This is a genomic window from Candidatus Omnitrophota bacterium, from assembly GCA_023227985.1.
Taxonomy (GTDB): Bacteria; Omnitrophota; Gorgyraeia; order Gygaellales; family Profunditerraquicolaceae; genus JALOCB01.
This window is the reverse complement of record JALOCB010000002.1, coordinates 20,059-43,762: the sequence shown is the minus strand read 5'-3', so window position 1 is coordinate 43,762 and position 23,704 is coordinate 20,059. Positions and strand designations below refer to the sequence as shown.

The window sequence follows — 23,704 nt, the reverse complement described above, 5'->3', positions numbered from 1 at the left end:
GAATTTACGCTTAATCTATTACACCCTTGGTTGAAGGAACACCTTTTCTCCGCGGGTCGATTTGAGTGGCCTGGTCTAAAGCAATGCCTAAAGCCTTGAATGCCGGCTCTAAAGCCGCGTGAAGATCCCGGTTAGCGTACTCTATGCGTACATTCAAGTTCATTCCCAGGTTCTTGGCCAAGCCGTCAAAAAAATGTCCGGCGTATTCGAAGCGATAGCCTTCTGAAGGTATGAATTTTGTGCCCGCGATGCTGGTTTTTATGTCGAAGAAGCCCCTGCCGCTGATATCCAGCACAACCTTGCCCACCACCTCTTCCATAGGCACGCCGGCATAGCCGAAGCGACGGATCCCTTTTTTGTCTGCCAGCGCCTTCCGGAAAGCCTGGCCCAGAACGATGCCTACATCCTCGTTGGTATGGTGGATATCCACTTTCAGATCGCATTTACCGGTGGAAATCTCCAGGTCGAACAATCCCCAAAAAGCGAATAGCTCGAGCATATGGTCCAGGAAGCCGATCCCGGTATTTATCTTGCTTTTCCCGCTGCCGTCAACATTCAGCTTAACGGCAATATCGGTCTCTCTGGTCTTCCTTTTTATTACTGCGGCCCTTTTTTTCATATTCTTCTCCGTTTATTCGAACCTGACCTTTACCGAATCAAGATGCTGGCTTAACCCCTCAATGGCCGCGACTTTCTCCAACGGGCCTTTAATATTTTCCAGGGCCTTCTTGGAATAACTGATAATATGGCTGCTCTTGATGAAATCGCACACTGAAAGCCCGGAGAAAAACCGCGCTGTTCCGTTGGTCGGAAGCACGTGGCTCGGGCCGGCTACATAATCGCCTACTGCCGTGGGGCTGAACGGCCCCAGAAAAATCGCTCCGGCGTTCTTGATGTCCTTGACCAGCTTGCGCGGGTTCTTGACCATTATCTCCAGATGCTCGGGCGCTATCTTATTGGTTATCTCCACTGCCTGAGCCAGATTCTGGGTCAGGATAATAAACCCGTTGACGTTCAAAAGCTGCGATCTTACTTCCTTGGCCAGGGACTTGGAATTGGTGATCAATATAGCCAGGCCGCCGGAATGCTCTCCCTGCGCCTTAAGGTCGGCGATTATATACTTCGGATCGCTGAAACGGTTGGCGATAATCACCAACTCAGTCGGCCCGGCGATCATATCGATATCCACCTGGCCGAAGACCTGGCGTTTTGCCTCGGAGACATACATATTCCCGGGGCCTACGATCTTATCCACCTTAGGGATTGTCTTTGTCCCGTAAGCCAGAGCGGCAACGCCCTGCGCTCCGCCGACCCGGTAGATCTCATCCACCTTTAACAGGTCAGCCACTACCAGGATATGCGGATTGATATAACCGTTCTTATCCGGGGGGCTGATCAGCACTATATTTTTTACACCGGCGATCTTCGCCGGCAATACCGACATATATACCGTGGAAACCAAAGGCGCCGTGCCTGCCGGGATATAAATGCCGACTTTTTCCAGCGGGTGATAATTCTCCCCCAGTATCAAGCCGTCGCCGGCTGAGATCTTCCAGGACTTTTTAATGGTCTTCCTGTAAAAGCGGTTGATATTCTCGATTATGATCTTCAGGTTGGCGACAAAATCCGGGCTGATGTTCTGGTAAGCGCCGCTCAACTCGGTCTGGGCGACCCTGAGCTGCTTGACGGTCATCTTTACCTGGTCGAACTTGCGGGTATATTTCAATACCGCCTCATCACCGCAGGTGCGCACATCGTCGATGATCTGCCGGACCTTCTCCTCCACTCGCTTGGACCTGGAAAAACCCCTGTTATAGATCTTCTCCAGCTTCTTGCTGTTAAAACGGATTATCTTCATTTTTATTTCCCGATTAGTTTCTCGACTGACCCGGCAAATTTAATAAAAGCCTTTTCCAGATTCTCCGGCTTATTCCCTCCAGCTTGAGCAAAATCCTTCCGCCCCCCCCCTGAACCGCCTATCTCAGGCGCGATCTCTTTGATCAATGCCCCGGCGTCAACAGCCGGAAGGTTCGAGGCTGTGACTAAAGCCGCTCCGTCACCGGATGAATTCTTTGAACCCAGGGCCATAACCACTTTCGGCGCCTTCTGCTTGATCAGATCAGCTGCCTTGCGCAAAAGATCATTATCCGCGCCGTCTATCTCCTTGCAGAGCACCTTTACCCCGTTCATTATCTGCGCCTCGGCGATCCAATCATCCACTGAAGACTTTACCGCGTTAAATCTATGGGCGACCAATTGTTTTTCCAGCTCTTTTATGTATTTTAAGCGTTTATCCAGTTCCTCGACCAGCTTATCCTCCGGGACCTTCAAAAGCTCGCTTACTTCCTTGAGAGTTGCTTCCTCATCCTTGAGTTTGGCGTAGGCGAAAATTCCTGTCAGGCCTTCAATCCTGCGGATACCGCTGGCAATGGAACTCTCGTGGATTATCTTGAACAGGCCTATAGTCGCGGTATTATCCAGGTGCGTGCCCCCGCAGAATTCCTTGGAGATGCCGTCCACTGAAACCACCCGCACCGATTCCTCATATTTCTCGGCGAAAAAAGCCAACGCCCCTTCTTTCCTGGCTTCCTCCAGGGTCATTTCTTTCTTGGCCACCAGAGCGTTGGAAATAACAAAACTATTCACCACCTCTTCGACCCGGTTAAGCTCTTCCCGGGATATCCCTTTAAAATGGGTAAAATCAAAACGCAGCCGGTCTTCAGCCACCAGAGAGCCCTGCTGTTGGACGTGCGCCCCTAATACCTTGCGCAGGGCCGCCTGGAGAAGATGCGTGGCAGTGTGGTTACGGGCAATGGACATTCGCCTTTCTTTATCCACCTCAGCCTGAACCGTATCGCCTTTGCGCAAAACACCGTGCTTGATCCTGCCGGTATGCACGATAACTTTATTGACTTTTTGAGTGTCAAAAACCTCAAACGAATTTACATTGCTGTTGATCTTTCCTTTGTCGCCTGCCTGGCCGCCGGATTCCGCGTAAAAAGCTGTCTGGTCCAATACGATCCGGAAATCTTCCCCGGCAGAGGTCTCATTAACCTCTTTATCACCCTTCAGGATCTTCAGGATCCTGGCTGATGTCTCTGTCTTTTCATATCCCAGAAATTTAGTTTCCGGGACATCCTTCAATTCCAGTTCCTTGACGCTAAAAACATCGCCCTGCATAGCTGAGCCGGATTTCGAACGGGATTTCTGTTCTTCGATCCTTTTATCCAGAAGTTCCTGCGCCTTCGCGGGGAATTTAAAGCTGTGTTTTTCCAGCCATTCCATAATTATTTCAAAAGGCAGGCCGTGCGTATCGTAAAGCTCAAAGACCGCTTCGGCGCTCATTGCCGGATCCAAAAGGGCCATAGATTGGCCGAATTTTTCTTTCAGAAATCTATCGCTGGACTTAAGTATCGCCCAGAAGTTTTTCTCTTCCGCCAGGACCAAATCCGCTATATTCTCCCTGCGGCCGGTCAATTCCGGGCAATGGCCCTTCATTACCTGCGCCACTATGGGCACAAGCTTGTATAAGAACGGCTCTTTGATACCTATGGTCCGCAGGTGCATTGAGCTCTTGCGGATCAGTTTGCGCACGACATATCCTCTTCCTTCATTCGAAGGGATGATCCCGTCGAATATGGAAAAAACTATCGCCCGGATATGGTCGGCGACGGCGTAAACATCCTGGTTGCTGTGCCCTCTTTTTTCCGCGCCGGCCAGAACCTCTTTGATGATCGGCTGGAACAGATCGGTCTGGAAATTATTGGTCACCCCCTGCATTACAGCGGCGATCCTTTCCAGGCCCATCCCGGTATCAATATTCTTCTGCGGCAAAGGCTCAAGTGCCCCATTGTCCTTGCGGTTATACTGGGTAAATACCAGGTTCCATATCTCGATGAACCTTCCGCAGCTGCAGGCAGGCGAACATTCCGGCTTCTTACATCCCACATCCGTTCCGAGGTCAAAGAATATCTCGGAGCACGGCCCGCACGGCCCGTTAGGCCCTTTTTCCTTGGCGTCGGAAGGCCAGAAATTTTCCTTATCACCTAACCGGACGATCTTTTTCGCCGGAAAATTCACGCGATCCTTCCAGATGTTATACGCTTCGTCGTCATCCTTATAAACCGAGACCCATAGCTTTTCCGGTTTTATCCCCATCTCCCGGGTCAAAAACTCCCAGGCCCAGATTATCGCGTCCTCTTTGAAATAATCGCCGAAGGAAAAATTGCCGAGCATCTCGAAGAAGGTATGGTGGCAATCGGTCTTGCCCACCTTATCCAGATCATCGGTGCGCAGGCAACGCTGAGAACTGGCTGCCCGGCTGAAATCCGTGATCATCCCCAGGAACTGTTTCTTGAACTGGTTCATCCCGGCGGGAGTGAATAAGACCGTAGGGTCCTCTTTGGGGACCAGCGAATCGCTTTCCGCCACCTTATGCCTGCGGCTGCGAAAAAAATCCAGGTATTTTTGTCGGATGATGTCTGCGTTCATATTTTTAGTCGGGAGATGCTATCGATTACTACTTCCGGCGAGAAACCCCTACGCAACAGATAAGAATAAATGCGTTTTTTTGCCTTCAGAGGATCGATGCCTCTTGTCTTTTCCTGTTTTTGCCTGATTATCTCTTTTACTACATCTTCTTCGGAATAACCTTTTTTCGCTTCATTTAGCCGGCTGTTGATGATCTCCTCGGCCACGCCTTTTATCTTCAATTCCGCCGCCAGCCTTCGCAATCCCAACGGTTTTTTCAGCCTGCTTTCCACCCAGGCCTTGGCGAACAAACGGTCGTCTATAAATCTCTTTGCCTTTAAGAACTCCAGGGTCTTATTTACGCAGCCCTCGGAAAAGCTCTTTCTCTTCAGCCTCTGGTAAAGCTCTTTTTCCGTGCGCAGCCGAAACTTTAGCAGAAAGAACGCGTATTCCCTGGCCTGCTCCTGGCTTTCCGGGTCCCGGCTATTTCTCACTTTTTTCTTTGATGATCAAGTAGCCGCGGTTCAAGGAAACCAACACCGCGCCTTTCAGCCCCTGGACCGCCTTCTTAAAATCGGCGCTGTTGCTCACCGGCTGTTCATTAACTTCCAGGATAACATCCCCGGGTACGATCCCCGCGTCATCCGCCGGGCTGTTCGGCTCGACATTCGTAACTACCACGCCTTCGCTGTCCCTTAACCTAAACCTTTTGCCGGAAGCGGAATCAAGCTCGGCGATATCCATGCCTCTCCAGCTTCCCGGCTTAACCTGTTCGGCGGTTCCCGGCTCAGCGTCATCCTGATCCGCAGGCCGCTCTTCAACGATAATATCCAGGGTCATATCTTTTTTATCGCGGATCAAGGCAACCTTGACCTTCTTACCCACTTCCGCCTTATTCACCGCGCTTAACAGCTCTTTGACCGTATTGATCCGCGTATTGTCGAACTGCCGGATCACGTCATTGGCCTTTATCCCGGCCTTTTCCGCGGGGCTGCCCTTGAGCACCTTGATCGCCATAGCGCCGTTCTTGTCGGCCAATTTAAAATATTTAACCAGGTCTTCGGTCAGATCCTGCACCGCGATGCCCAGCCACCCGTACTTCACCTTCTTGCCTTCGATCAACAGGGAGACGATCCGTTTGGCGTTATTTGAAGGTATGGCAAAACCTATGCCCTGGCTGCCGCCGGAGGTGGAAAATATGGCGACGTTGATCCCCACAATCTCGCCTTTAAGATTGACCAACGGGCCACCGGAATTACCCGGGTTTATCGCCGCGTCGGTCTGAATAAGGTCATTATAATCCCGGCTGCGGGACAAAGTCCTGCCCAAGGTCCGGTGCAGGGCGCTGATCACGCCGGTAGTCACAGTGGGCTCGGGATTCTGCATCGAAAAACCAAAAGGATTTCCGATAGCTACTACCCATTGCCCGATCCTGAGGCTGTCGGAATCCCCCATAACAGCTACAGGCAAATTAGCCGCGTCGATCTTGACGATCGCCAGGTCTGAACGGCTGTCCTGCCCGGTTACCTCACCTTTGAATTCCCGGCCGTCAGGAAGGACTATGCTAAGCTTGTCCGCGTCGGCGATAACATGCTGATTGGTCAGGATATATCCGCGGTGATCGACGATCACCCCTGACCCAACACCGGCCTGGCGGTATTCCCTTTCCGGCATCTCACCGAAAAATTCGTCGAAGAACTTGCTGAAAGGGTCATCCTCTCCGAAAGATGGTTTATCGCCGCCCTCCGGGCTGCGGAAATAAAACCTTCTGGTCGTCCCGGGGAACTTAGTAATGTGCTCCGCCGTTATGGAGACCACAGCCTTGCCGACTGTGCCGGCGACGTTAATGATTGCGTCTTCCATGCGCGAACCATCCAAAGAAGGGACTGTCTGCGGCTGCAGGCTAACGACCCGATCCTGCTTCGCAGCCTGGCTGTGCGCCTTTTGCGGCATGTTCAACCCCGCGGCAATGCACAACCCGATGACCAGACCAACAGATAAAGTCATTAAAGCCCATCCCAACCTCTTCGCTTTCATCCTCCAACCCTCCTTGCATACGAATGCAACACCGGCGCAATTCCCATTGGCGCCGGGTGTGCATTACTTGCCCAACACCAACCTTACCAATCAAATTGGGTGTGACTACCTAGTCAACACCGGCGCAAAACCGATCTGCGCAGGGTGGCAACAAGTTACACAACACCCTTCCCTTATCCCAATCCCGCGGTGATCTTCTTCCTGATCTCTTTCTCAATGCTGTCCTGCAGTTTCGGCTGTTCCTTCAAAGTCTTAACCGCAGCGTCCCTGCCCTGGCCGAGCTTCTGGTCCTGGAAAGATATCCATGTCCCGGATTTCTGCAGTAACTCTAATTTCAGACCGGCGTCGATTACGCTTCCCGCCTTGGAAATTCCTTCATCATGCAGTATATCGAACTCCGCCTCTCTGAACGGCGGAGCGACTTTATTCTTGACCACTTTAACCCTGACCCTGCCGCCAAAAACCGTATTATCCGCGGCCTTAAGCGAAGCGATCCTGCGCACATCCAGCCTGACCGAACAATAGAATTTCAAAGCCCTGCCGCCGGGAGTAGTTTCGGGATTGCCGAACATCACCCCGATCTTCTCGCGGATCTGATTGATAAAGATAACGCTGGTCCGGGATTTGCTGATCGCGCTGGTCAATTTACGCATAGCCTGGGACATAAGCCTGGCCTGCAGGCCCATATGCGAATCGCCCATTTCACCTTCGATCTCAGCCCGGGGCGTCAAAGCCGCGACTGAATCAACCACGACCAGGTCAACCGCGTTGGAACGGACCAGGGTCTCGGTGATCTCTAAAGCCTGCTCACCGGTATCCGGCTGTGAAATAAGCAGGTCATCCAGGTTCAGGCCTATTTTTTTAGCGTAAGTAGAATCAAAGGCGTGTTCCGCGTCAATAAAAGCGGCGACCCCGCCTTTTTTCTGGATCTCCCTTATGGCGGTCAAAGTAAGAGTAGTTTTACCTGAGGCCTCGGGGCCGAATATTTCAATGACCCTGCCCCGGGGAAAACCGCCTACGCCCAAAGCGGAATCCAAAGTAAGCGCGCCGGTGGGAATGACCTCGACATCAATCTTGATCTTACCGCCTAATTTCATTATCGAGCCTTTGCCAAACTGCTTTTCAATATGCGAAAGCGCCAATTCCAGGGCTTTTTGACGGTCGGAAAGCTCCTTTTTATCATTCAAAACAGCTTCTTCATCTTTAGTGCCGGATTTCGGGTCTTTTGCCATTCCTGCCTCCATTTACGTAGCGTATTTTATATAGTTTTAGAGAAAATATTATATCCCACAGCCGTCTGGCTGTCAAACAAATAATCACCCCCCCCCTTGCATACGGATGCAACACCGATCTATCCAATAAGATCGGGTGTAATATACGGATGCAACACCGATCTATTAACGCAAAAGCGTATGCTGCCATATCCAAAAATGGCAGGCGCCAATAAGATCGGGTTTAACATACGGTTGCGACACCAACCTTTCCTGGCGTAAATAGCGACACACCCGCCATTCTTATATGGCGGATGATTTAGGTTGGGTGCCGATAATCCTGCATTCCAATGCCTCCAATTGGATTGGTTCTCTATATATAATAGACGTAATTTACCGGGATTTCTAACATATTTCAGCTTAGGTTGACAGCCAGGCAAAATTGTGTTAAATTTAAACCAATGGACGAATTAGCCAAAATAAAGCAGGAATTGGAACGCACAAAATCCGAGCTGACGATCCTTTACGAGATCTCCAACGCTATGCGCACCACCCTCAAACTGGATGAGATCCTTTACATCATCCTTACCGGGGTAACCGCACACATCGGCCTGGGATTCAACCGGGCGGTCCTCTTCCTGGTCAACGAAAAAGAAAATATCATTGAGGGAAAAACCGCGATCGGCCCGGAATCAGGGGAAGAAGCCAACCGGGTCTGGAACTATGTCGAACAGGAAAAAATGGATATGGAAGACCTGATCAACGCCTACAAGGTATCGGATAATACCCCAAAATCCGGTTTTAGCCAACAGGTCCAGTTGATCAAAATGCCGTTAAGCGAACAAAAAAACAACCTTCTTTCTTTATGCGTGACGGAAGGAATGCCTTTGCACCTGACCCAGGAGACCATTCAGAACTACCGGAATGACCCGGTCATACAGATCCTTAAGTCCGACGAAGTGGTCCTGGTCCCGCTGAAAGCCAAAGACAAGGTCAACGGTATCATTATGGCGGATAATTTCATCACCCATAAACCTATCGGCAAAGACGAGCTGCGGATGCTGCGAATGCTCGCCAACCAGGCAGGCCTGGCTATCGAAAATTCCCAGTTATATGAAAAGACCGTTATCCGGGTGCACCTGGACTCCCTGACCAACCTTTGGAACCACGGGTACTTCCAATACCTGCTGGGCGTGGAAGTGGAAAAAAGCAAAGCCACATCCACCCAGTTCAGCCTGCTTATGCTGGATATCGACGATTTCAAGGTATACAACGACACCTTCGGCCACCAGGCCGGCGATCATATCCTCAAAGAAATGGCCAACCTGCTCAAGAATCAATCCAGAAAAATGGATTATGTCTGCCGTTATGGCGGAGAAGAATTCGCGATCATCCTGCCTTATACCGATAAAAAAGAGGCGTTTATGATCGCCGAGAGGTTCAGGGAGAATATCGCCAAGCACCCCTTCATCCATCAGGAGAACCTTCCCCAAAAGACCATCACTACCAGCCTTGGGCTGGCCACATTCCCGGAGAACGGCAACACTGCCGCGGAACTCGGATCTTATTCAGACAAAGCGCTCTACGAAGCGAAGAAAAAAGGCAAGAACAACACCTGCGGCTAAAACAAAGGGGACGGTTCCTCTTGCTCTAACTAACTACCCTCCAACGAATTACAACAAGCCTATTGACAAATTTATTGTAAATCATTTCCTGCGGACTTGACAAATGCCTTATTGCAACTTATTACGCCGCAATGAATAATGATCGCAGGAACCGTCCCCTACTAAGCGGCGACTGGCTGGGGCGCGGGTTCACTCTTTGTTTTTGATTCCGCGAACTTAACCGATACTATCTTGGACACGCCGGATTCCTGCATAGTAATACCGTACATTACATTGGCATTGGCGATCGTCCTTTTATTATGAGTTATCACTATGAACTGCGAGGTCCCGGTGAATTCCGAGAACATCCTGCTGAAGCGGTCCACGTTGGACTCATCCAGCGCGGCGTCGATCTCGTCAAGGATGCAGAAAGGCGCGGGCTTGACCTTGAATATGGCGAAGATCAGCGCGATAGCCGAAAGCGATTTTTCGCCGCCGGAAAGCAGCAGGACATTCTGCAGCTTCTTCCCCGGAGGCCGGCAGACCAACTCTATGCCGGATTCCAGCGGATCATTCTCATCGATCAGGTAAACCTGCGCGTCCCCCCCGTTAAAGAGCATCTTGAAATAATTGCGGAATTCCTCGCGCACTTTCTCGAACGTCTCCATAAACATTTTCTTGGTGGTATGGTTGATCTTGCGGATCGCTTCCTGCAACGATTCCTTAGCCCCGGCAAGATCAGCCTGCTGCTGATTCAGAAAATCATAACGCTTCTTTAATTCATCGTATTCGGCTATAGCCACCAGGTTGACCGTGCCGTAGGAATCAATGCGCTCTTTAAGTTTTTCGATCTCCTCGGACAACAGCCCCTCATCAATCACCTCTTCCTCTACCGGTTCCTGCGGCGCTGACGGCCCGGTTAACAATAATACCGGGTCTGTGACAACAGGAAAAACGACATCTGCCTGATCCCGGCTATTATCCTCCGGCGCAGCCGCGGAAACAGGGGCTTGCTCAACAGGCACAACTTGCAGAGCGCTATCCGCGGCACTGATCGTCTCCGGCCTGTCCAGGTCTATCTTATATGCCGAGTTCATCCTATCTTTTATGGTCTGGTATTTGAACTCTATGTCTTTCTGGCGCATCTGTTCCGAATAAATATTCTCTTTTAATATCTCATGGTCGTTTCTTTTGGCGTCGATCCGGGAGATTATGCCGTTCACGCTCTCCGACATCGCCGCGTATTTCTTATCGGCTTCGGAAAGGGTATTGCGTTGAGCGTCTATTTCTTTTACCAGCACCAGATTCTCCGAGTCCAGGTTCTTAATCTCCTCTTCCAGACCCTGCTGCCGGGAAACAGTTTCCTTGATCTTGTTCTCCTGGTTATGTATATCCTCGTTACCCTGGCGGCAGGCGTCTTCCAAAGCCTTTAAAGTTTCATCTTCGGAATTCAGGCGCTGGCCGAGATTCTCCAATACGGTCTTGACCTGGGTCATCTCCACCAGGACTTCTTCTTTTATCCGCGAATTATGGCTGATGCTTTCCTGCTCCGCGTGTATAGAAGCCTCCAACTCCCGGTCTTTATTTTCCAACCCGGCCAATCTGGCCTTAAGTCCCAGTATCTTTTCTTCCAGGCTCTTCAATTCCGCCAGGACATCGGACAGCTCCAAAGCAATAAGCTCCTCTTCTTCCTTGATCTTATTGAATTGCTCGAGGATCGTGTGGTGCACGGTCTTCTTGTTAGCCAGGGCCATTTCCTGGTCCTGCTCCTGCTGATCGAGCGCCTGGTTGGAAGCAGTCAATTCCTTGATCCGGGTTTCCAGAAGGAGTTTAGTCCCGGCCAACCCTAAAATCTTTTCCTCGATCTCCTTAATCTTATCATTAACCCTCTGCGCGTCCAGGTCGATAGGCTTGGCCTCGCCGGACATTTTGTATCCCTGGGCGGACAGATCGTTATTCACCGGGTCAGGGCCGCCCTGCACGGCTTTAAGCTTTACCACCAGCCCGGTGATAGTCTCAGCCGGGAGCTTATCCAGATAGATCGTCGCGTTCATCGATTCGCTGATATCCTCGTACTGGCTCTTCAGCTTCTCCAAGAATTCCTTCTGCGATATAAGCCCGGTCTTCTGCCTTTCCAGGGTCTCTAATTCCTCTTCCGCCTGTTTTAATTTCAGGGTTTCCGCGTCCAGCTCAGCCTTGGCCGCCGCGATCCTGGCGCAAAGCTCCTGGTGCAGGCTTTCGCCGGCCATCAACTCTTTATCCAATTCCGTGAGATTGCCCTCCACCTGGGATCTTTCCTCGGCGATCTTGGCCTTTTCCAGGTCCAGCCTTTTCTGCCTGGCGATAAAAACCTGTTCCCGGGAAGCAAAATCAGTAAGCTCGTTCTTCACCTGGGTGGTCATATTAGCCAGGTCCATAATGTTCTTTTTGTCCTGGGCGATAATGTCATGAGACCTCTTTATGCCGCCAACCAGATCATTAAGCTTGTCTTCATGGGTCTTTAAGATCAGAGATTTCTCCTCAAAACTCTTGCGGATGGCTTCCTGCTCTTCCTTGAGGCCTTTAAGCTTCTCCTCGTCCTTAACCACGCGCTCCCGGGTCTGCAGTATCTGGGATTCAAGATAGGTCTTGGTATTGCCCAGCTCTTTGATCCGCTCGTGGTTAAAAGAGGTATGCTGCCGGTTGCGCTCGATGAGGTTCTCGGAATTCATGATCGCGTTCTTCATATTGGCGAGATCCGCCTCCAGCCCCTTCAATTCCATATTGCGCTGGCCAATGTTGTTCTCGTCCGCTTTTATCTGGGCCAATAACGCCTCTTCCCTGTTACGCAGGCTGTCCAGATATATAGTGATCCCGGAGATCTCTTGTATCAAATTCTTCTTCTGCGCCAGGGCCAGCTTTATCTCCTTGGCTTTCAATTCATCAAAACAGATCTGGAACCTGCGGGCCTTGTTCGCCTGCCTCTCCAGGTAGCCGATAGAGCGTTTTACTTCCACTATAATATCATTAAGCCTGAGCAGATTTTGTTCGGTCTCTTCCAGCCTGCGCAAGGCCTCTCTTTTCTGGGATTTATACCTGGTGATCCCCGACGCCTCATCAAAAACCATGCGCCGGTCTTCCGGGCGCGAGCTCAAGATCAGGTCGATCTTTCCCTGGGCGATAATGGAATAGCTCTCCGCGCCGATACCCGTGCCTAAAAGAAGGTCCTGGATATCCTTCAACCTGCCCAGATTTTTATTCAGCAGGTATTCGCTTTCCCCGGAACGGAAGATCCTGCGGGTGATGACCACCTCATCCTGGTCCACATTAAAATGCCGCTGCTCATTGTCAAAGGTCAGGCTGACCTCAGCCATACCCAGCGCCGGCTTGGTATCCGTACCGTTGAAGATCACGTCTTCCATCGCCGAGCCGCGCAGGGATTTGGCAGACTGCTCTCCCAGCACCCAGCGTATGCTGTCGAAGATATTGGATTTTCCGCAGCCGTTCGGGCCGACCACCGCGGTCACCCCGGGCTCAAAATTCAAAACAGTCTTATCCATAAACGATTTGAACCCTACGATCTCTAATCTTTTAAAATACATTATCCCTCCCTAATTAAAATTAAAAACGCGTATTCCGTTATCCGGATATGATCTATGCATGGGCCTGCGCTTCCATCCATGAATCTATTTTATCTTTTTTAAAACGCCATTGCCCGACGATCTTTAACGCCGGGACCTTATTCTGCTTGAGCCATTCATAAATAGTCCGGCGGCTTACTTTAAGGTAAGCTGCCAAGTCTTCTATTGTCATCAGGTCATTCGCGAACATATGTTTTCCTTAAGTACGGACTTAACACCAACTTTTTCCCGCAGAGAGCGGGATACTTGCCTATACCCTAAGGCAAGGTGCCGATTAAGTTGGGTGTCACGTTTAAACAAAACTTACTTGTTTCAATTATAAAGAAAAAGATGTTTTTTGTCAAGGAAAATATTTACATATCTTAACATAGACATACAACCAGAAGCTTAAAGGACACATTATAGCCATAGTTAGCTATAACAGAACATAATTATGCTAAAATATGCAAAGGTGTGCAGATCACTACATGAAGGGTTTTACAGGATTGAGGCGTTAGACGGGATTATTTTCTCAAGACTTCCTTGAATTTTTTGGTCAAAGCCGGCACTATCTCGAAGATGTCCCCCACAATACCATACGTAGCCACTTTGAATATAGGCGCATCAGGATCTTTATTGATCGCAATGATCACCTTGGAGGACTGCATACCTACCAGATGCTGGATCTGTCCGGATATACCGCAGGCGAAATAAAGCTTAGGGGCCACGGTCCTTCCGGTCTGGCCGACCTGATGGGAATATGGTATCCATCCGGCATCCACCGCCGCGCGCGAAGAGCCCACTGCCGCGCCTAATACCTGGGCCAGGTCCCTTAACATCTGAAAATTATCCGGGCCGCCCAGGGCCCTTCCTCCGGAAACTATGATATCCGCTTCGGATAAATTCACCAGGTTCTCCACTTCCTCAATGACATCGATGAGCGAGGTCCGGGAAGAAAATTCCGAGATCGGGAATGACTCTTTAATAACCTTGCCTTTTCTCTGCTTCTCTAATGCCGGCTGGACAAAAACCTTATGCCTTACCGTGGACATCTGCGGCCGGTGATTCGGGCTGATGATCGTAGCCATAATGTTTCCGCCGAAAGCAGGCCTGGTCTGCAAAAGCAGTTTCCTGTCCGGATCAATATCCAATCCGGTGCAATCCGCGGTAAGCCCGGCGTCGATCTTAATGGCGATCCTGGACATCAGCGACCTGCCGATTATCGTAGCCCCGCTTAAGACGATCTCCGGTTTGTATTTCTGGATCAATTTCACCAATACGTTGGTATACGGCTCATCCAGGAAATTTGCCAACTCCGGGGAATCCACCAGGTAAACATTATCCGCGCCGCCGGCGATCAATTCCTGCGCGCCCATCTCGACATTGCTTCCTAAAAGAACCGCCGAAACGCTGGTATTCAATTTCTGCGCCAACTCCCTGGCCTTGCCTACCAGCTCAAAAGAAACCGACTGGACTTTGCCCTTTTTCTGCTCGGCAAACACCCATACCCCTTTATAAACGCTGAGGTCTTTCTTGGCCTGGACAGCCTGAGGCTTTTCCAGCAATATGGCCTTGAACTTGCAGGCCGGCACGCACGCCCCGCAGAGATTGCATTTATGCAGGTCGATAATCGCTTTCTTGTTTACGGAAGTAACGGCCCCGAACGGGCAGGCCTTAACGCACAAACCGCATCCCACGCACTTATCATCGATGATCTGGATTCCCATAGTTTTTATTTACCCTATTATCTCGCTTTTGATTAATCCCGCCAGTTTCTCAACAATTTCCGGAGTCTCCCCGGCAAGCATCTGGCCGCCCTGGCGCTGCGGCGGAGTGAATATCCTTACCACGTTCGTAGGCGATCCGGAAAGCCCCAGGTTCTGGGGATCCGCGTCAATATCCTTGGCCGTCCAATGGGTAATCTTCGCGGATTTGGCCTTCATCATCCCTTTCAAAGAAGGTATGCGCGGCTGATTGATCTCTTTGACTACCGTAAATAATGCCGGGAGGGGGGCTTCCATTACGTCATAGCCTTCTTCGGTCATTCTTTCCACCCGCGCCTTTTTTTCTTTTATCTCTTCGATCTTCTTGACATAGGTTATCTGGGGGATGTCCAGGTGCGTGGAGATCCCCGGCCCTACCTGCGCCGTGTCACCGTCGGACGCCTGCTTTCCGCAGATCACCAGGTCCATGCCGCCGGCCTCTTTGGCGATCCTTTTTATGGCGCAGGATAAGGTATAGCTGGTAGCCCAGGTATCGCTTCCTGCGAACGCGCGGTCGGATACCAGAATAGCCTCGTCGCAGCCCATAGATATGGCTTCGCGCAAAGCGGCTTCAGCCTGCGGCGGGCCCATAGTTACCACCACGATCTTTCCGCCGAACCGCTCCTTAAGCCGCACGCCTTCTTCGATGGCGTACATATCAAAAGGGTTGATAATTGATTTGACCCCGTCACGGATCAAGGTATTGGTCTGGGGATTGATCCTGACCTCTGTTGTTTCCGGAACCTGCTTGATGCAAATGATTATGTTCATGATTTTCCCGGGTTGTTGTGGCTGGCTATATAGCGGTCGATCTTTTCCATCGCCAGCTCGCTGCCGCCAAAAAACTCCACCCCCACAGTATATCTTTTTGCCTGTATAGTCTCGCTTATTGTATACTCTTTTACCCAGACCACCCTGCTGGCGACCTCGATCGCTTTATCTTCCTGAGGCAGTGATATGCTCAGGTCCAATATCTCTCCGTCATCCAGCTTGATACTGGAAATAATGCACAACCCTCCCCGGCCGATATTCCGGGTTATTGAAACCTGTCCGGGTTCATCCGGCGTTTTCCTGCGCTTAAAGATGATCTCCGCGAATAAAAGCGCCCTGGTGAATTTCCTTCTTTCGGGTACGTTATCCATTACCCTCCTTGGATCACTTGGCCAGATCTTTTATCAACTGCAGACCGATGATATTGCGCTGGATCTGGTTGGTACCCTCGTATATCTGAGTGATCTTCGCGTCACGCATATATTTTTCGATCGGATAATCCTTCATATAACCGTACCCGCCGAATATCTGGATAGCGTCGTTAGTCACCCTCATAGCCACGTCCGAGGCGTAAAGCTTGGCCATCGCCGAGGCGCTGCCCACGTCTTTTACTCCGGCGTCCACCATCCTGGCCGAAGAATAAACCAATGCCCTGGCCGCCTCTATCTCAGTGGCCATATCCGCCAGCATCCACTGTATCCCCTGAAAACTGGAGATGGATTTGCCGAACTGGTGCCTTTGCTTGGCATACTTTACCGCCAGCTCCATCGCGCCCTGCGCTATACCTAAGGCCTGCGCCGCAACGCCGGGGCGGGACATATCGAATGTTTTCATTGTCACGATAAAACCCATGCCTTCCTTGGAAAGCAGGTTCTCTTTGGGAATCTTGCATTCGTTAAAGACCAGTTCCTGGGTGATCGAGGCGCGGATACCCATCTTATCTTCTTTCTTGCCGAAGGTAAATCCTTTAGTCCCTTTTTCCACGATAAAAGCGCTGGCCCCGCGAGCCCCTTTAGCCTTATTGGTCATCGCCACCACGGTATAAGTCTGAGCCTCGCCGCCGTTGGTGATAAAATGCTTTGTCCCGTTCAATACGTAATGATCGCCTTCTTTTCTGGCAGTGGTCTTGATCGCGCCGGCATCTGAACCCGCCTCAGGCTCAGTAAGGCCGAATGCCGCTATCTTGGTCCCCCTGGCCAGGTCCGGCAGGTATTTCTTTTTCTGCTCGTCATTGCCGAACAATACTATCGGGAATGTCCCCAAAGCCGAAGCCGCATAGCAGACCGCGATGCCGCCGCAGGCGCGGGATAATTCTTCGGTAGCCAGACAAAGGTTGAGCACATTAACGCCCATCCCGCCGTATTCCTCGGGAATGAACAATCCGAAAAGATCGGATTCCCCGATAACCTTCAAAATCTCCCAGGGGAATTCCTCGGTTTTATCGTGCTTTGCTGCCACCGGCCTGACCTTTTCCTCGGCGATCTTATGGGCCAGTTCCTTGATCATTTTCTGTTCATCAGTCAACAAATAATCCAACATTCAAACCTCCTCGCATACCTATGCGACACCGGACCATATTCCGATTGGTCCGGGTGTCTATTTTTCAAGATACCACACCGGCACATATTCTGTGCTACCGAGCACACACCGACTTATTCCAATAAAGTCGGGTGCCATTGCGCGGGTGTCAGTCATATTAATACCGCCTCAAATCCCAACCCCATAACACTTTTGATATAAAAACACTTAATTATACTATACCTGTTCTATTTTGCAATATTTTTTAAAAGCGCGGTCTCCTTGCAATCCGGGAATTTCGGGCAGTTGATGCATTCGGCCCATATCTTATGCGGCAGCGCCGAATGCTCGATCTTGCGGAATCCGGCCTTGCGGAAAAAATCCGGGGCATAGGTCAGGACAAACACCCTTTTGGCTCCCAGGGACCTTGATTCCTTTAAGCATTCGCCTAAAAGCAGCAAGCCCAGGCCTTTCTTATGGTGATCCTTATCCACTGCCACCGACTTGATCTCCACCAGATCATCCCAGGATATATGCACCGCGGCGCAGCCCAGGATCTTTCCTTTGAGGTCGATGACCCAGAAATCCCGTATATTCTCGTACAACTCATTCAACGAACGGGGCAGCATCAGGTCATGCTTAGCAAAATAATTTATCAACCCCTGTATCTGCTTTATATCCTTTATATTCGCCTTCCTCACCTGCGCGTTTTTCATTCTCTCTCCCTTATCTCGGTTTTCTTGGCCACCACCACAATGCCGGATTCAGTGACATAGAACCGCTTGCGGTCCTCATCCGGATCGTAACCTATTACCGTTCCTTCGGGGATATTCACGTCCTTGTCGATTATGCTGCGCTTTATCCTGGCGTACCTGCCGACATTCACCCCTTCCATCAATATGGAATCGTCCACCCGGCAAAAGCTGTTGATCCTCACATTAGGGGAAAGTATCGAGCGTTTTACCTGGCCGCCGCTGATTATGCTCCCTCCGGAAACCAGGGAATCCAGGGCAAGCCCCACCCTGCCGGTGATCTCCTCCCCGGCAAACACGGTCTTGGCCGGGGGGAACTGTTCCTGATAAGTGCGGATAGGCCAGTTTTTATCATAGAGATTAAAAACCGGGGCAACATCGATCAAGTCCATATTCGCCTCGTAATAGGCGTCGATAGCACCGATATCCCGCCAGTATTTGGCTTCTTTCCTGTTCTCATCTATAAAATTATACGCCATAACCTTCGCGCCCTTCTTGACCATCCGGGGTATGATATCTTTGCCGAAATCATGCTGGGAATTATCCATATGCGCGTCCTCTAAAAGCTCCTCTTTAAGCGCCTGATGCCGGAATATATATATACCCATAGAAGCGTATATCTTTCCCGGCTGTCCGGGGATCGTATGAGGGGAATGGGGTTTTTCCTGAAAACCGCACACCCTTGACTGGTTGTCCACCTCCACCACGCCGAAGTGTTCGGATTTTGCCTGATCCATCTCGACCACGCTCAAGGTAATGTCCGCCTTGGACTGGCGGTGAAAATCGACCATTGCCGAATAATTCATCTTGTAAACATGGTCTCCGGCAAGGATCAACACATCATCCGGCCGGTCGATATCCATGGTATTCAGGTTCTGGTATATCGCGTCAGCCGTTCCCAGATACCAGGTATCTCCTACCCGCTGCTGCGCCGGCAGGAGTTCGATATATTCGTTCAATTCCGAAGAAAGGATATTCCAGCCCAGACGTATATGCCGTTGTAAAGAAGCGGATTTATACTGGGTAAGCACGTAAACCTTGCGCAGGCCGGAATTAATGCAGTTGCTCAAAGGAAAATCGATTATCCGGTATATCCCCCCGAAAGGCACAGCGGGCTTGGTCCGGTCTTTGGTCAAAGGCCAAAGCCTTTCCCCCTTGCCTCCGGCCATAATAAATGTCAAAACATTATTTTTCATTTTCATTCAGGATAAAGTGATCGAACGCGCGAAACACGGGTTTATTATATATTAAAACCTCGCTTTAATCAAACATAAACCGCAGGCCGGGGCAGTAGGCCCGGCAGCGCTCCTGTCCTTAGCGGATAATATCCCGGGCAGGTCGCTTATCCGTATTTTACCCCTGCCGACCTCAATAAGAGTCCCGGCTATATTCCGGACCATATTATACAAAAAACCCTTGGCGGTGATCTCAATATAGATAAACCCGTTCTTTTTCTTCAAGCGGATGCTGCGGATATCGCGCACATTGGTCTTAGGCCCTCTGATCTCTGTTTTCTTAAAAGAAGAAAAATCGTGTTTCCCGGCCAGGAACCGGCTGGCCTTGCGCATCGCCGCGAAATCAAGGCGGTGCGGATAAAAGTAAACCCGGCCGCGCTGGAATACGTCAGGATGATCGCGGTTTAGAATGGTATAACAGTATGTTTTGGAAAGGCAGGAATACTGGCTGTGGAAATCCGCGGGGACAATCCGCGCAGCGCTGACTTTTATATCGTCAGGCAAAAGCGAATTTAAAGCCTTTTTGAGATTGTTTAAGGGGATAGGATTCTTAGTCTTGAAATTAACGGTTTGCTGTTGGGCATGCACCCCGGCGTCCGTCCTGCCGCAGGCGATCAAAGATATTTTTGATTGCAGTATCCGGGAAAGAGTTTTCTCGGCTATCTCCTGGATAGTATTACGCGTATTGCGCTGGCGCTGCCAGCCGTTATACCTTGTCCCCTCATATTGCAGAGTAAGGCTTATATTACGCATAATTTAGCAGGGACGGTCCTCAAACCCAAACAAAACTGTCCCCATAGGGGGAACACTTTTAGATGCAGTTGAGAACCGTCCCGGATTTTAACGGATCAGTTCTTCAGCGATCTGAATGGTGTTGGAAGCCGCGCCTTTTAAAAGGTTATCCGCGACCACCCATAACCAAAGGCCGTTCTTGACGAACGGATCCTGGCGGATGCGGCCGACATAAGTATCATACTTGCCTTCTACATCCTTAGGCATAGGATAAAGGCTCTTCCTGGAATCGTCAATCACGACAATGCCCGGAGAATTGGAAAGCAGCTCCTTGACCGCCTCAGGCGCGATCGTCTTTTTAGTCTCGATATAGACAGCCTCGGAATGCCCTATGCGCACCGGCACCCTTACAGTGGTAGCCGAGACCTTGATCTTTTTATCGCCCATTATCTTATGGGTCTCTTTGACCAGTTTCCATTCCTCGCTGGTAAAATCAAAATCCGCGAACCCGCCGATCTGGGGAAACACATTATAAGCTAGTTGCTGCGGCATAACTTTACTGGCGACATCCGCCTGAATATTCCGGTAATCACTGCCGGCGATCTGCTTTAATTCATCTTTTAACTGCTCTACTGCAGCCTTTCCCGCTCCTGATGCAGCCTGCAGGGTCGTAACTATGACCCTTTTAATGCCGGCCTTCTTATGGATCGGGCTTAAAGCCACGACCATCTGGATAGTCGAACAATTGGGATTGGCGATTATGCCTTTATGCCTCTTGATATCCTTGGCGTTCACCTCGGGGACGACCAAAGGCACATCCGGGTCCATCCGGAAATCCGCTCCGTTATCGATCACCACCGCGCCTCTTTTTACCGCCTCGACCGCATAGGTGACTGACGCGCCTTTTTCGCCCTCAGTGCCGGCGAACAACGCGATATCAACTCCCTCAAAGGCTTCCGGGGATATCGCGGACACCTGGTATTTCGCGCCGTCCACTTCCATCTCCCGTGAAGAGCGCGCCAGTATCTTTAACCGGTCAACCGGGAATTTACGATCCTTCAGGCAGCGCAGCATCTCTATACCCACCGCGCCCGCGCCCACTACCGCAATATTATATTTTTCCTTCTTTTTCATATGTGTTTCCCCTTTTATCTCTATAATTTTTTTACGACCAGGTCGCCGATCTCCTGTGTGGAATAACCCATTTTACCGGCGGCCAGAGATTTCAGGTCTTTATTGCAGATGCCGATCACCGCATCCTCGATAGCCTTGGCGGCTTTTACCTCGCCCAGGTTCTCCAACAACATCCCTGCGGCGCAGATGGCCGCCAGAGGATTGATCACGTTTTTGCCGGTATATTTAGGAGCAGAGCCTCCGATAGGCTCGAACATAGAAACGCCCTGGGGATTGATATTCCCGCCCGCGGCAATGCCCATTCCGCCCTGGATCATCGCGCCCAGATCGGTGATTATGTCCCCGAATATATTATCGGTAACGATCACGTCAAACCATTCGGGATTCTTCACGAACCACATAGTTGTGGCGTCCACATGCGCGTAATCAGTGGTAATATCTTTGTATTCCTTGGCCACCTCGTTAAAGGTCCTTTCCCAGAGATCCCAGGCATAGGTCAAAACATTGGTCTTACCGCACAGGGTCAGCTTCTTCCTTTTATTGCGTTTGCGGCAGAACTCAAAGGCGTAACGGATGCAGCGCTCCACGCCCTTGCGGGTATTATAGGATATCTGGATAGCCACTTCATCCATGGTCCCTTTATCCTTGAACTCGCCCATCCCTTTATACAGGCCTTCGGAATTCTCGCGCACGACCACAAAATCGATGTCTTCAGGCTTCTTATCTTTAAGCGGGCAATACGCAGGATTGTACAATTTCACCGGGCGCAGGTTGATATACTGGTCCAGTGCGAAGCGTAATTTCAAAAGCACGCCGGTTTCCAGTATCCCGGGTTTTACTTCAGGATGGCCGATAGCCCCCAGGAATATCGCCGAATATTTCTTCAACTCTTCGACATCCGCATCTTCAACGGTCTTGCCGGTCTTTAAATAACGCGTCCCGCCGAGATCAAAGGCCTTGGATTCATATTTGAAACCGAACTTTTTTGAAGCCGCGTCCAGGACTTTCATCCCTTCCGCGACCACTTCCGGACCTGTCCCGTCTCCGGGTATTACCGCTATTTTATACATATTTTCCTCATTAGGTTTGTATTACCGACGCTCTTTTATATAATTCATCAACCCGCCTTTGGCAACCAGCTCCTGCAGGAACCGGGGGAAAGGCTGGGTCTTATATTCTTCGTTTCGGGTAAGATTCCTGATCAGGCCGTTATTCAGGTCGATCTGCACCTCATCGCCTTCATTGATCCTGCTCGTATCCGGCAGGGTCAAGAACGGCAACCCGATATTTATGGCATTGCGGTAAAAGATCGCCGCGAAACTCGGGGCAAGAACAGCCGAGATGCCGCATCCTTTTATCGCCAGAGGCGCGTGCTCGCGGGACGACCCGCAGCCGAAATTCTTGCCGGCCACGATAATATCCCCGGGCTGGACCTTTTTGACGAAATCCGGGCTGATCGCTTCCATACAGCGGCTGCCCAATTCCTTGGCATCCGTGGAAACCAGGTATTTCGCCGAAATTATATCGTCGGTATTGACATCCTCGCCGAATTTATGGGCTTTACCTTTAAGTATCATATAACCTCGTTAGGATCAGTGATCCTTCCGGTGATCGCCGAAACCGCGGCTACTGCCGGGCTGGACAAATAAACGAATGATTTAGGCGACCCCATCCTGCCGATAAAATTCCTGTTGGTGGTAGCCAGGCAGGTCTCGCCTTCTGTAAGTATACCGATATGTCCGCCCAGGCACGGGCCGCAGGTCGGAGTGGAGAATACCCCTCCGGACTTGATGAAAATTTTAGCCAGGCCTTCTTTAAGGCATTCCCGGTATATCTTCTGGGTCGCCGGGATGACGATCAAGCGCAATCCCGGGGCAACCTTCTTGCCTTTTAATATCTTGGCGGCTATCCGCAGGTCCGAGATCCTGCCGTTGGTGCAGGAACCGATGACCACCTGATCAAGCTTGACATTGCCCAGTTCAGCCGCGGGTTTTACATTGCTGGGAAGATGCGGGCAAGCCACCTGCGGCTTAAGGCCCGTAACATCCCATTCATATACTTTTTGATATGCCGCGTCCGGATCAGCCTTAAGGCTAAGCCACTTCTTCCTCAAATCAGAGCCGATCTTCTTTCCGGTCGATCTTACATAATCCAGCGTAGTCTCATCCGTTTCGATTATCCCTGCCCTGGCTCCCGCCTCGATCGCCATATTAGACATAGAGAACCGGCCATCCATCGGCAGCTTTTTGATCACCGGGCCGGTAAATTCCATCGCGCAATACAAAGCCCCGTCAACCCCGATCCGGCCGATAGTATAAAGGATCAGGTCTTTTCCCGAGATCCATTTATTCGGCTTTCCTTTATATATGAACTTTATGCTCTCCGGGACCTTGAACCAGCATTTACCGTCCACAAAAGCCCTGGCCAGGTCAGTAGAGCCTAAACCGGTGGAATAACAGCCTAAGGCGCCGTAAGTGCAGGTATGCGAATCCGCGCCGATGACCAGCATCCCGGGCAGGACTATGCCTTTTTCCGGAAGCAACGCGTGCTCTATGCCCATGCACCCCACTTCAAAATAATTCTTGATCTTCTGTTCCTCGGCGAAATTAGCCAACGCCTTGCACTGATTGGCGCTTTTCAGGTCTTTTGCCGGGGCGAAATGGTCGGGAACCAGGACGATCTTATTCTTATCGAAGACCCTGGTAAATCCGGCTTTCTTGAATTCCGAAATGGCGATAGGCGCGGTGATATCATTTCCTAAAGCCACGTCCACATCAGCCTCGATGAATTCGCCCGGGCGGATATCCTTCTTGCCTGCCTGCCGGTAGGCAAGGCCCGTATGGGCCAATAATATTTTTTCCGCTATTGTATGCGCCAT

The 23,704-nt window shown here is 50.7% G+C and carries 19 protein-coding genes and 1 pseudogene; 1 reads left to right on the top strand and 19 read right to left on the bottom strand.

Going from position 1 to position 23,704, the window contains the following annotated elements; all coding sequences use genetic code 11:
• Positions 1–10 precede the first annotated feature (10 nt).
• The 6 genes and pseudogenes from M0R35_00790 to recA form a co-directional block, all read right to left on the bottom strand.
• Positions 11–619 (bottom strand): imidazoleglycerol-phosphate dehydratase, encoded by a 609-nt coding sequence (locus M0R35_00790; protein MCK9594198.1) that lies wholly within the window; start codon positions 617–619, stop codon positions 11–13.
• A 12-nt stretch (positions 620–631) separates the two neighbouring features.
• Positions 632–1,858, bottom strand: coding sequence for a histidinol dehydrogenase (gene hisD, locus M0R35_00785; GenBank protein ID MCK9594197.1), 1,227 nt, complete (start codon positions 1,856–1,858; stop codon positions 632–634).
• A 2-nt stretch (positions 1,859–1,860) separates the two neighbouring features.
• Complete coding sequence (gene alaS, locus M0R35_00780; GenBank protein MCK9594196.1) at positions 1,861–4,491, bottom strand: alanine--tRNA ligase; 2,631 nt, start codon at positions 4,489–4,491, stop codon at positions 1,861–1,863.
• A complete protein-coding gene (locus M0R35_00775; GenBank protein ID MCK9594195.1) occupies positions 4,488–4,964 on the bottom strand; it encodes a recombination regulator RecX in 477 nt (158 codons plus the stop codon). Before M0R35_00775 ends, alaS begins: the two co-directional genes overlap by 4 nt.
• Entirely contained in the window at positions 4,954–6,507 is a 1,554-nt protein-coding gene (locus M0R35_00770; protein ID MCK9594194.1) for a Do family serine endopeptidase, read from the bottom strand. Before M0R35_00770 ends, M0R35_00775 begins: the two co-directional genes overlap by 11 nt.
• A gap of 233 nt (positions 6,508–6,740) precedes the next feature.
• Positions 6,741–7,694, bottom strand: a pseudogene (gene recA / locus M0R35_00765) (recombinase RecA).
• 485 nt (positions 7,695–8,179) lie between these two features.
• On the opposite strand from recA, the gene M0R35_00760 reads away from it, so the two are divergent.
• Positions 8,180–9,343 (top strand): sensor domain-containing diguanylate cyclase, encoded by a 1,164-nt coding sequence (locus M0R35_00760; protein MCK9594193.1) that lies wholly within the window; start codon positions 8,180–8,182, stop codon positions 9,341–9,343.
• A 161-nt stretch (positions 9,344–9,504) separates the two neighbouring features.
• Here M0R35_00760 and M0R35_00755 read toward each other — a convergent pair whose 3' ends face one another.
• The 13 genes from M0R35_00755 to leuC form a co-directional block, all read right to left on the bottom strand.
• Positions 9,505–12,903, bottom strand: coding sequence for an AAA family ATPase (locus tag M0R35_00755; GenBank protein ID MCK9594192.1), 3,399 nt, complete (start codon positions 12,901–12,903; stop codon positions 9,505–9,507).
• Positions 12,904–12,955: 52 nt separating this feature from the next.
• Positions 12,956–13,132 carry a helix-turn-helix domain-containing protein gene (locus M0R35_00750; GenBank protein MCK9594191.1) on the bottom strand — a complete coding sequence of 59 codons (177 nt, stop codon included), beginning with the start codon at positions 13,130–13,132 and terminating at the stop codon, positions 12,956–12,958.
• 313 nt (positions 13,133–13,445) lie between these two features.
• Positions 13,446–14,648 (bottom strand): electron transfer flavoprotein subunit alpha, encoded by a 1,203-nt coding sequence (locus tag M0R35_00745; GenBank protein MCK9594190.1) that lies wholly within the window; start codon positions 14,646–14,648, stop codon positions 13,446–13,448.
• A gap of 9 nt (positions 14,649–14,657) precedes the next feature.
• Positions 14,658–15,455: an electron transfer flavoprotein subunit beta/FixA family protein gene (locus M0R35_00740; protein MCK9594189.1), complete on the bottom strand. Its 798-nt coding sequence runs from the start codon at positions 15,453–15,455 to the stop codon at positions 14,658–14,660.
• Positions 15,452–15,826, bottom strand: a complete 375-nt coding sequence (locus M0R35_00735; protein MCK9594188.1) for a PilZ domain-containing protein — start codon at positions 15,824–15,826, stop codon at positions 15,452–15,454. Before M0R35_00735 ends, M0R35_00740 begins: the two co-directional genes overlap by 4 nt.
• Positions 15,827–15,839: 13 nt before the next feature.
• Complete coding sequence (locus M0R35_00730) at positions 15,840–16,991, bottom strand: acyl-CoA dehydrogenase (GenBank protein ID MCK9594187.1); 1,152 nt, start codon at positions 16,989–16,991, stop codon at positions 15,840–15,842.
• A 230-nt stretch (positions 16,992–17,221) separates the two neighbouring features.
• The gene (locus M0R35_00725; protein MCK9594186.1) at positions 17,222–17,689 is read right to left on the bottom strand and encodes an N-acetyltransferase; all 468 of its coding nucleotides are present in this window, start codon (positions 17,687–17,689) and stop codon (positions 17,222–17,224) included.
• A complete protein-coding gene (glgC, locus tag M0R35_00720) occupies positions 17,686–18,927 on the bottom strand; it encodes a glucose-1-phosphate adenylyltransferase (GenBank protein MCK9594185.1) in 1,242 nt (413 codons plus the stop codon). The genes M0R35_00725 and glgC overlap by 4 nt, the downstream gene beginning before the upstream one ends.
• A 45-nt stretch (positions 18,928–18,972) precedes the next feature.
• On the bottom strand, positions 18,973–19,713 hold the full coding sequence (gene truA, locus M0R35_00715; GenBank protein MCK9594184.1) for a tRNA pseudouridine(38-40) synthase TruA: 741 nt from the start codon (positions 19,711–19,713) through the stop codon (positions 18,973–18,975).
• A gap of 87 nt (positions 19,714–19,800) precedes the next feature.
• Complete coding sequence (locus M0R35_00710) at positions 19,801–20,826, bottom strand: aspartate-semialdehyde dehydrogenase (protein ID MCK9594183.1); 1,026 nt, start codon at positions 20,824–20,826, stop codon at positions 19,801–19,803.
• Between the two features lie 20 nt (positions 20,827–20,846).
• A complete protein-coding gene (locus tag M0R35_00705) occupies positions 20,847–21,896 on the bottom strand; it encodes a 3-isopropylmalate dehydrogenase (GenBank protein ID MCK9594182.1) in 1,050 nt (349 codons plus the stop codon).
• A gap of 21 nt (positions 21,897–21,917) precedes the next feature.
• Entirely contained in the window at positions 21,918–22,403 is a 486-nt protein-coding gene (locus tag M0R35_00700) for a 3-isopropylmalate dehydratase small subunit (GenBank protein MCK9594181.1), read from the bottom strand.
• Positions 22,400–23,704 carry a 3-isopropylmalate dehydratase large subunit gene (leuC, locus tag M0R35_00695; GenBank protein ID MCK9594180.1) on the bottom strand — a complete coding sequence of 435 codons (1,305 nt, stop codon included), beginning with the start codon at positions 23,702–23,704 and terminating at the stop codon, positions 22,400–22,402. Before leuC ends, M0R35_00700 begins: the two co-directional genes overlap by 4 nt.

Excerpts from the sequence above, each read along its gene's own strand:
- M0R35_00790 (MCK9594198.1), bottom strand. The coding sequence starts at position 619 with ATGAAAAAAAGGGCCGCAGTAATAAAAAGGAAGACCAGAGAGACCGAT.
- hisD (MCK9594197.1), bottom strand. The coding sequence starts at position 1,858 with ATGAAGATAATCCGTTTTAACAGCAAGAAGCTGGAGAAGATCTATAAC.
- alaS (MCK9594196.1), bottom strand. The coding sequence starts at position 4,491 with ATGAACGCAGACATCATCCGACAAAAATACCTGGATTTTTTTCGCAGC.
- M0R35_00770 (MCK9594194.1), bottom strand. The coding sequence starts at position 6,507 with ATGAAAGCGAAGAGGTTGGGATGGGCTTTAATGACTTTATCTGTTGGT.
- M0R35_00760 (MCK9594193.1), top strand. The coding sequence starts at position 8,180 with ATGGACGAATTAGCCAAAATAAAGCAGGAATTGGAACGCACAAAATCC.
- M0R35_00755 (MCK9594192.1), bottom strand. The coding sequence starts at position 12,903 with ATGTATTTTAAAAGATTAGAGATCGTAGGGTTCAAATCGTTTATGGAT.
- M0R35_00750 (MCK9594191.1), bottom strand. The coding sequence starts at position 13,132 with ATGTTCGCGAATGACCTGATGACAATAGAAGACTTGGCAGCTTACCTT.
- M0R35_00745 (MCK9594190.1), bottom strand. The coding sequence starts at position 14,648 with ATGGGAATCCAGATCATCGATGATAAGTGCGTGGGATGCGGTTTGTGC.
- M0R35_00740 (MCK9594189.1), bottom strand. The coding sequence starts at position 15,455 with ATGAACATAATCATTTGCATCAAGCAGGTTCCGGAAACAACAGAGGTC.
- M0R35_00735 (MCK9594188.1), bottom strand. The coding sequence starts at position 15,826 with ATGGATAACGTACCCGAAAGAAGGAAATTCACCAGGGCGCTTTTATTC.
- M0R35_00725 (MCK9594186.1), bottom strand. The coding sequence starts at position 17,689 with ATGAAAAACGCGCAGGTGAGGAAGGCGAATATAAAGGATATAAAGCAG.
- glgC (MCK9594185.1), bottom strand. The coding sequence starts at position 18,927 with ATGAAAATGAAAAATAATGTTTTGACATTTATTATGGCCGGAGGCAAG.
- truA (MCK9594184.1), bottom strand. The coding sequence starts at position 19,713 with ATGCGTAATATAAGCCTTACTCTGCAATATGAGGGGACAAGGTATAAC.
- M0R35_00710 (MCK9594183.1), bottom strand. The coding sequence starts at position 20,826 with ATGAAAAAGAAGGAAAAATATAATATTGCGGTAGTGGGCGCGGGCGCG.
- M0R35_00705 (MCK9594182.1), bottom strand. The coding sequence starts at position 21,896 with ATGTATAAAATAGCGGTAATACCCGGAGACGGGACAGGTCCGGAAGTG.
- M0R35_00700 (MCK9594181.1), bottom strand. The coding sequence starts at position 22,403 with ATGATACTTAAAGGTAAAGCCCATAAATTCGGCGAGGATGTCAATACC.
- leuC (MCK9594180.1), bottom strand. The coding sequence starts at position 23,704 with ATGGCGCATACAATAGCGGAAAAAATATTATTGGCCCATACGGGCCTT.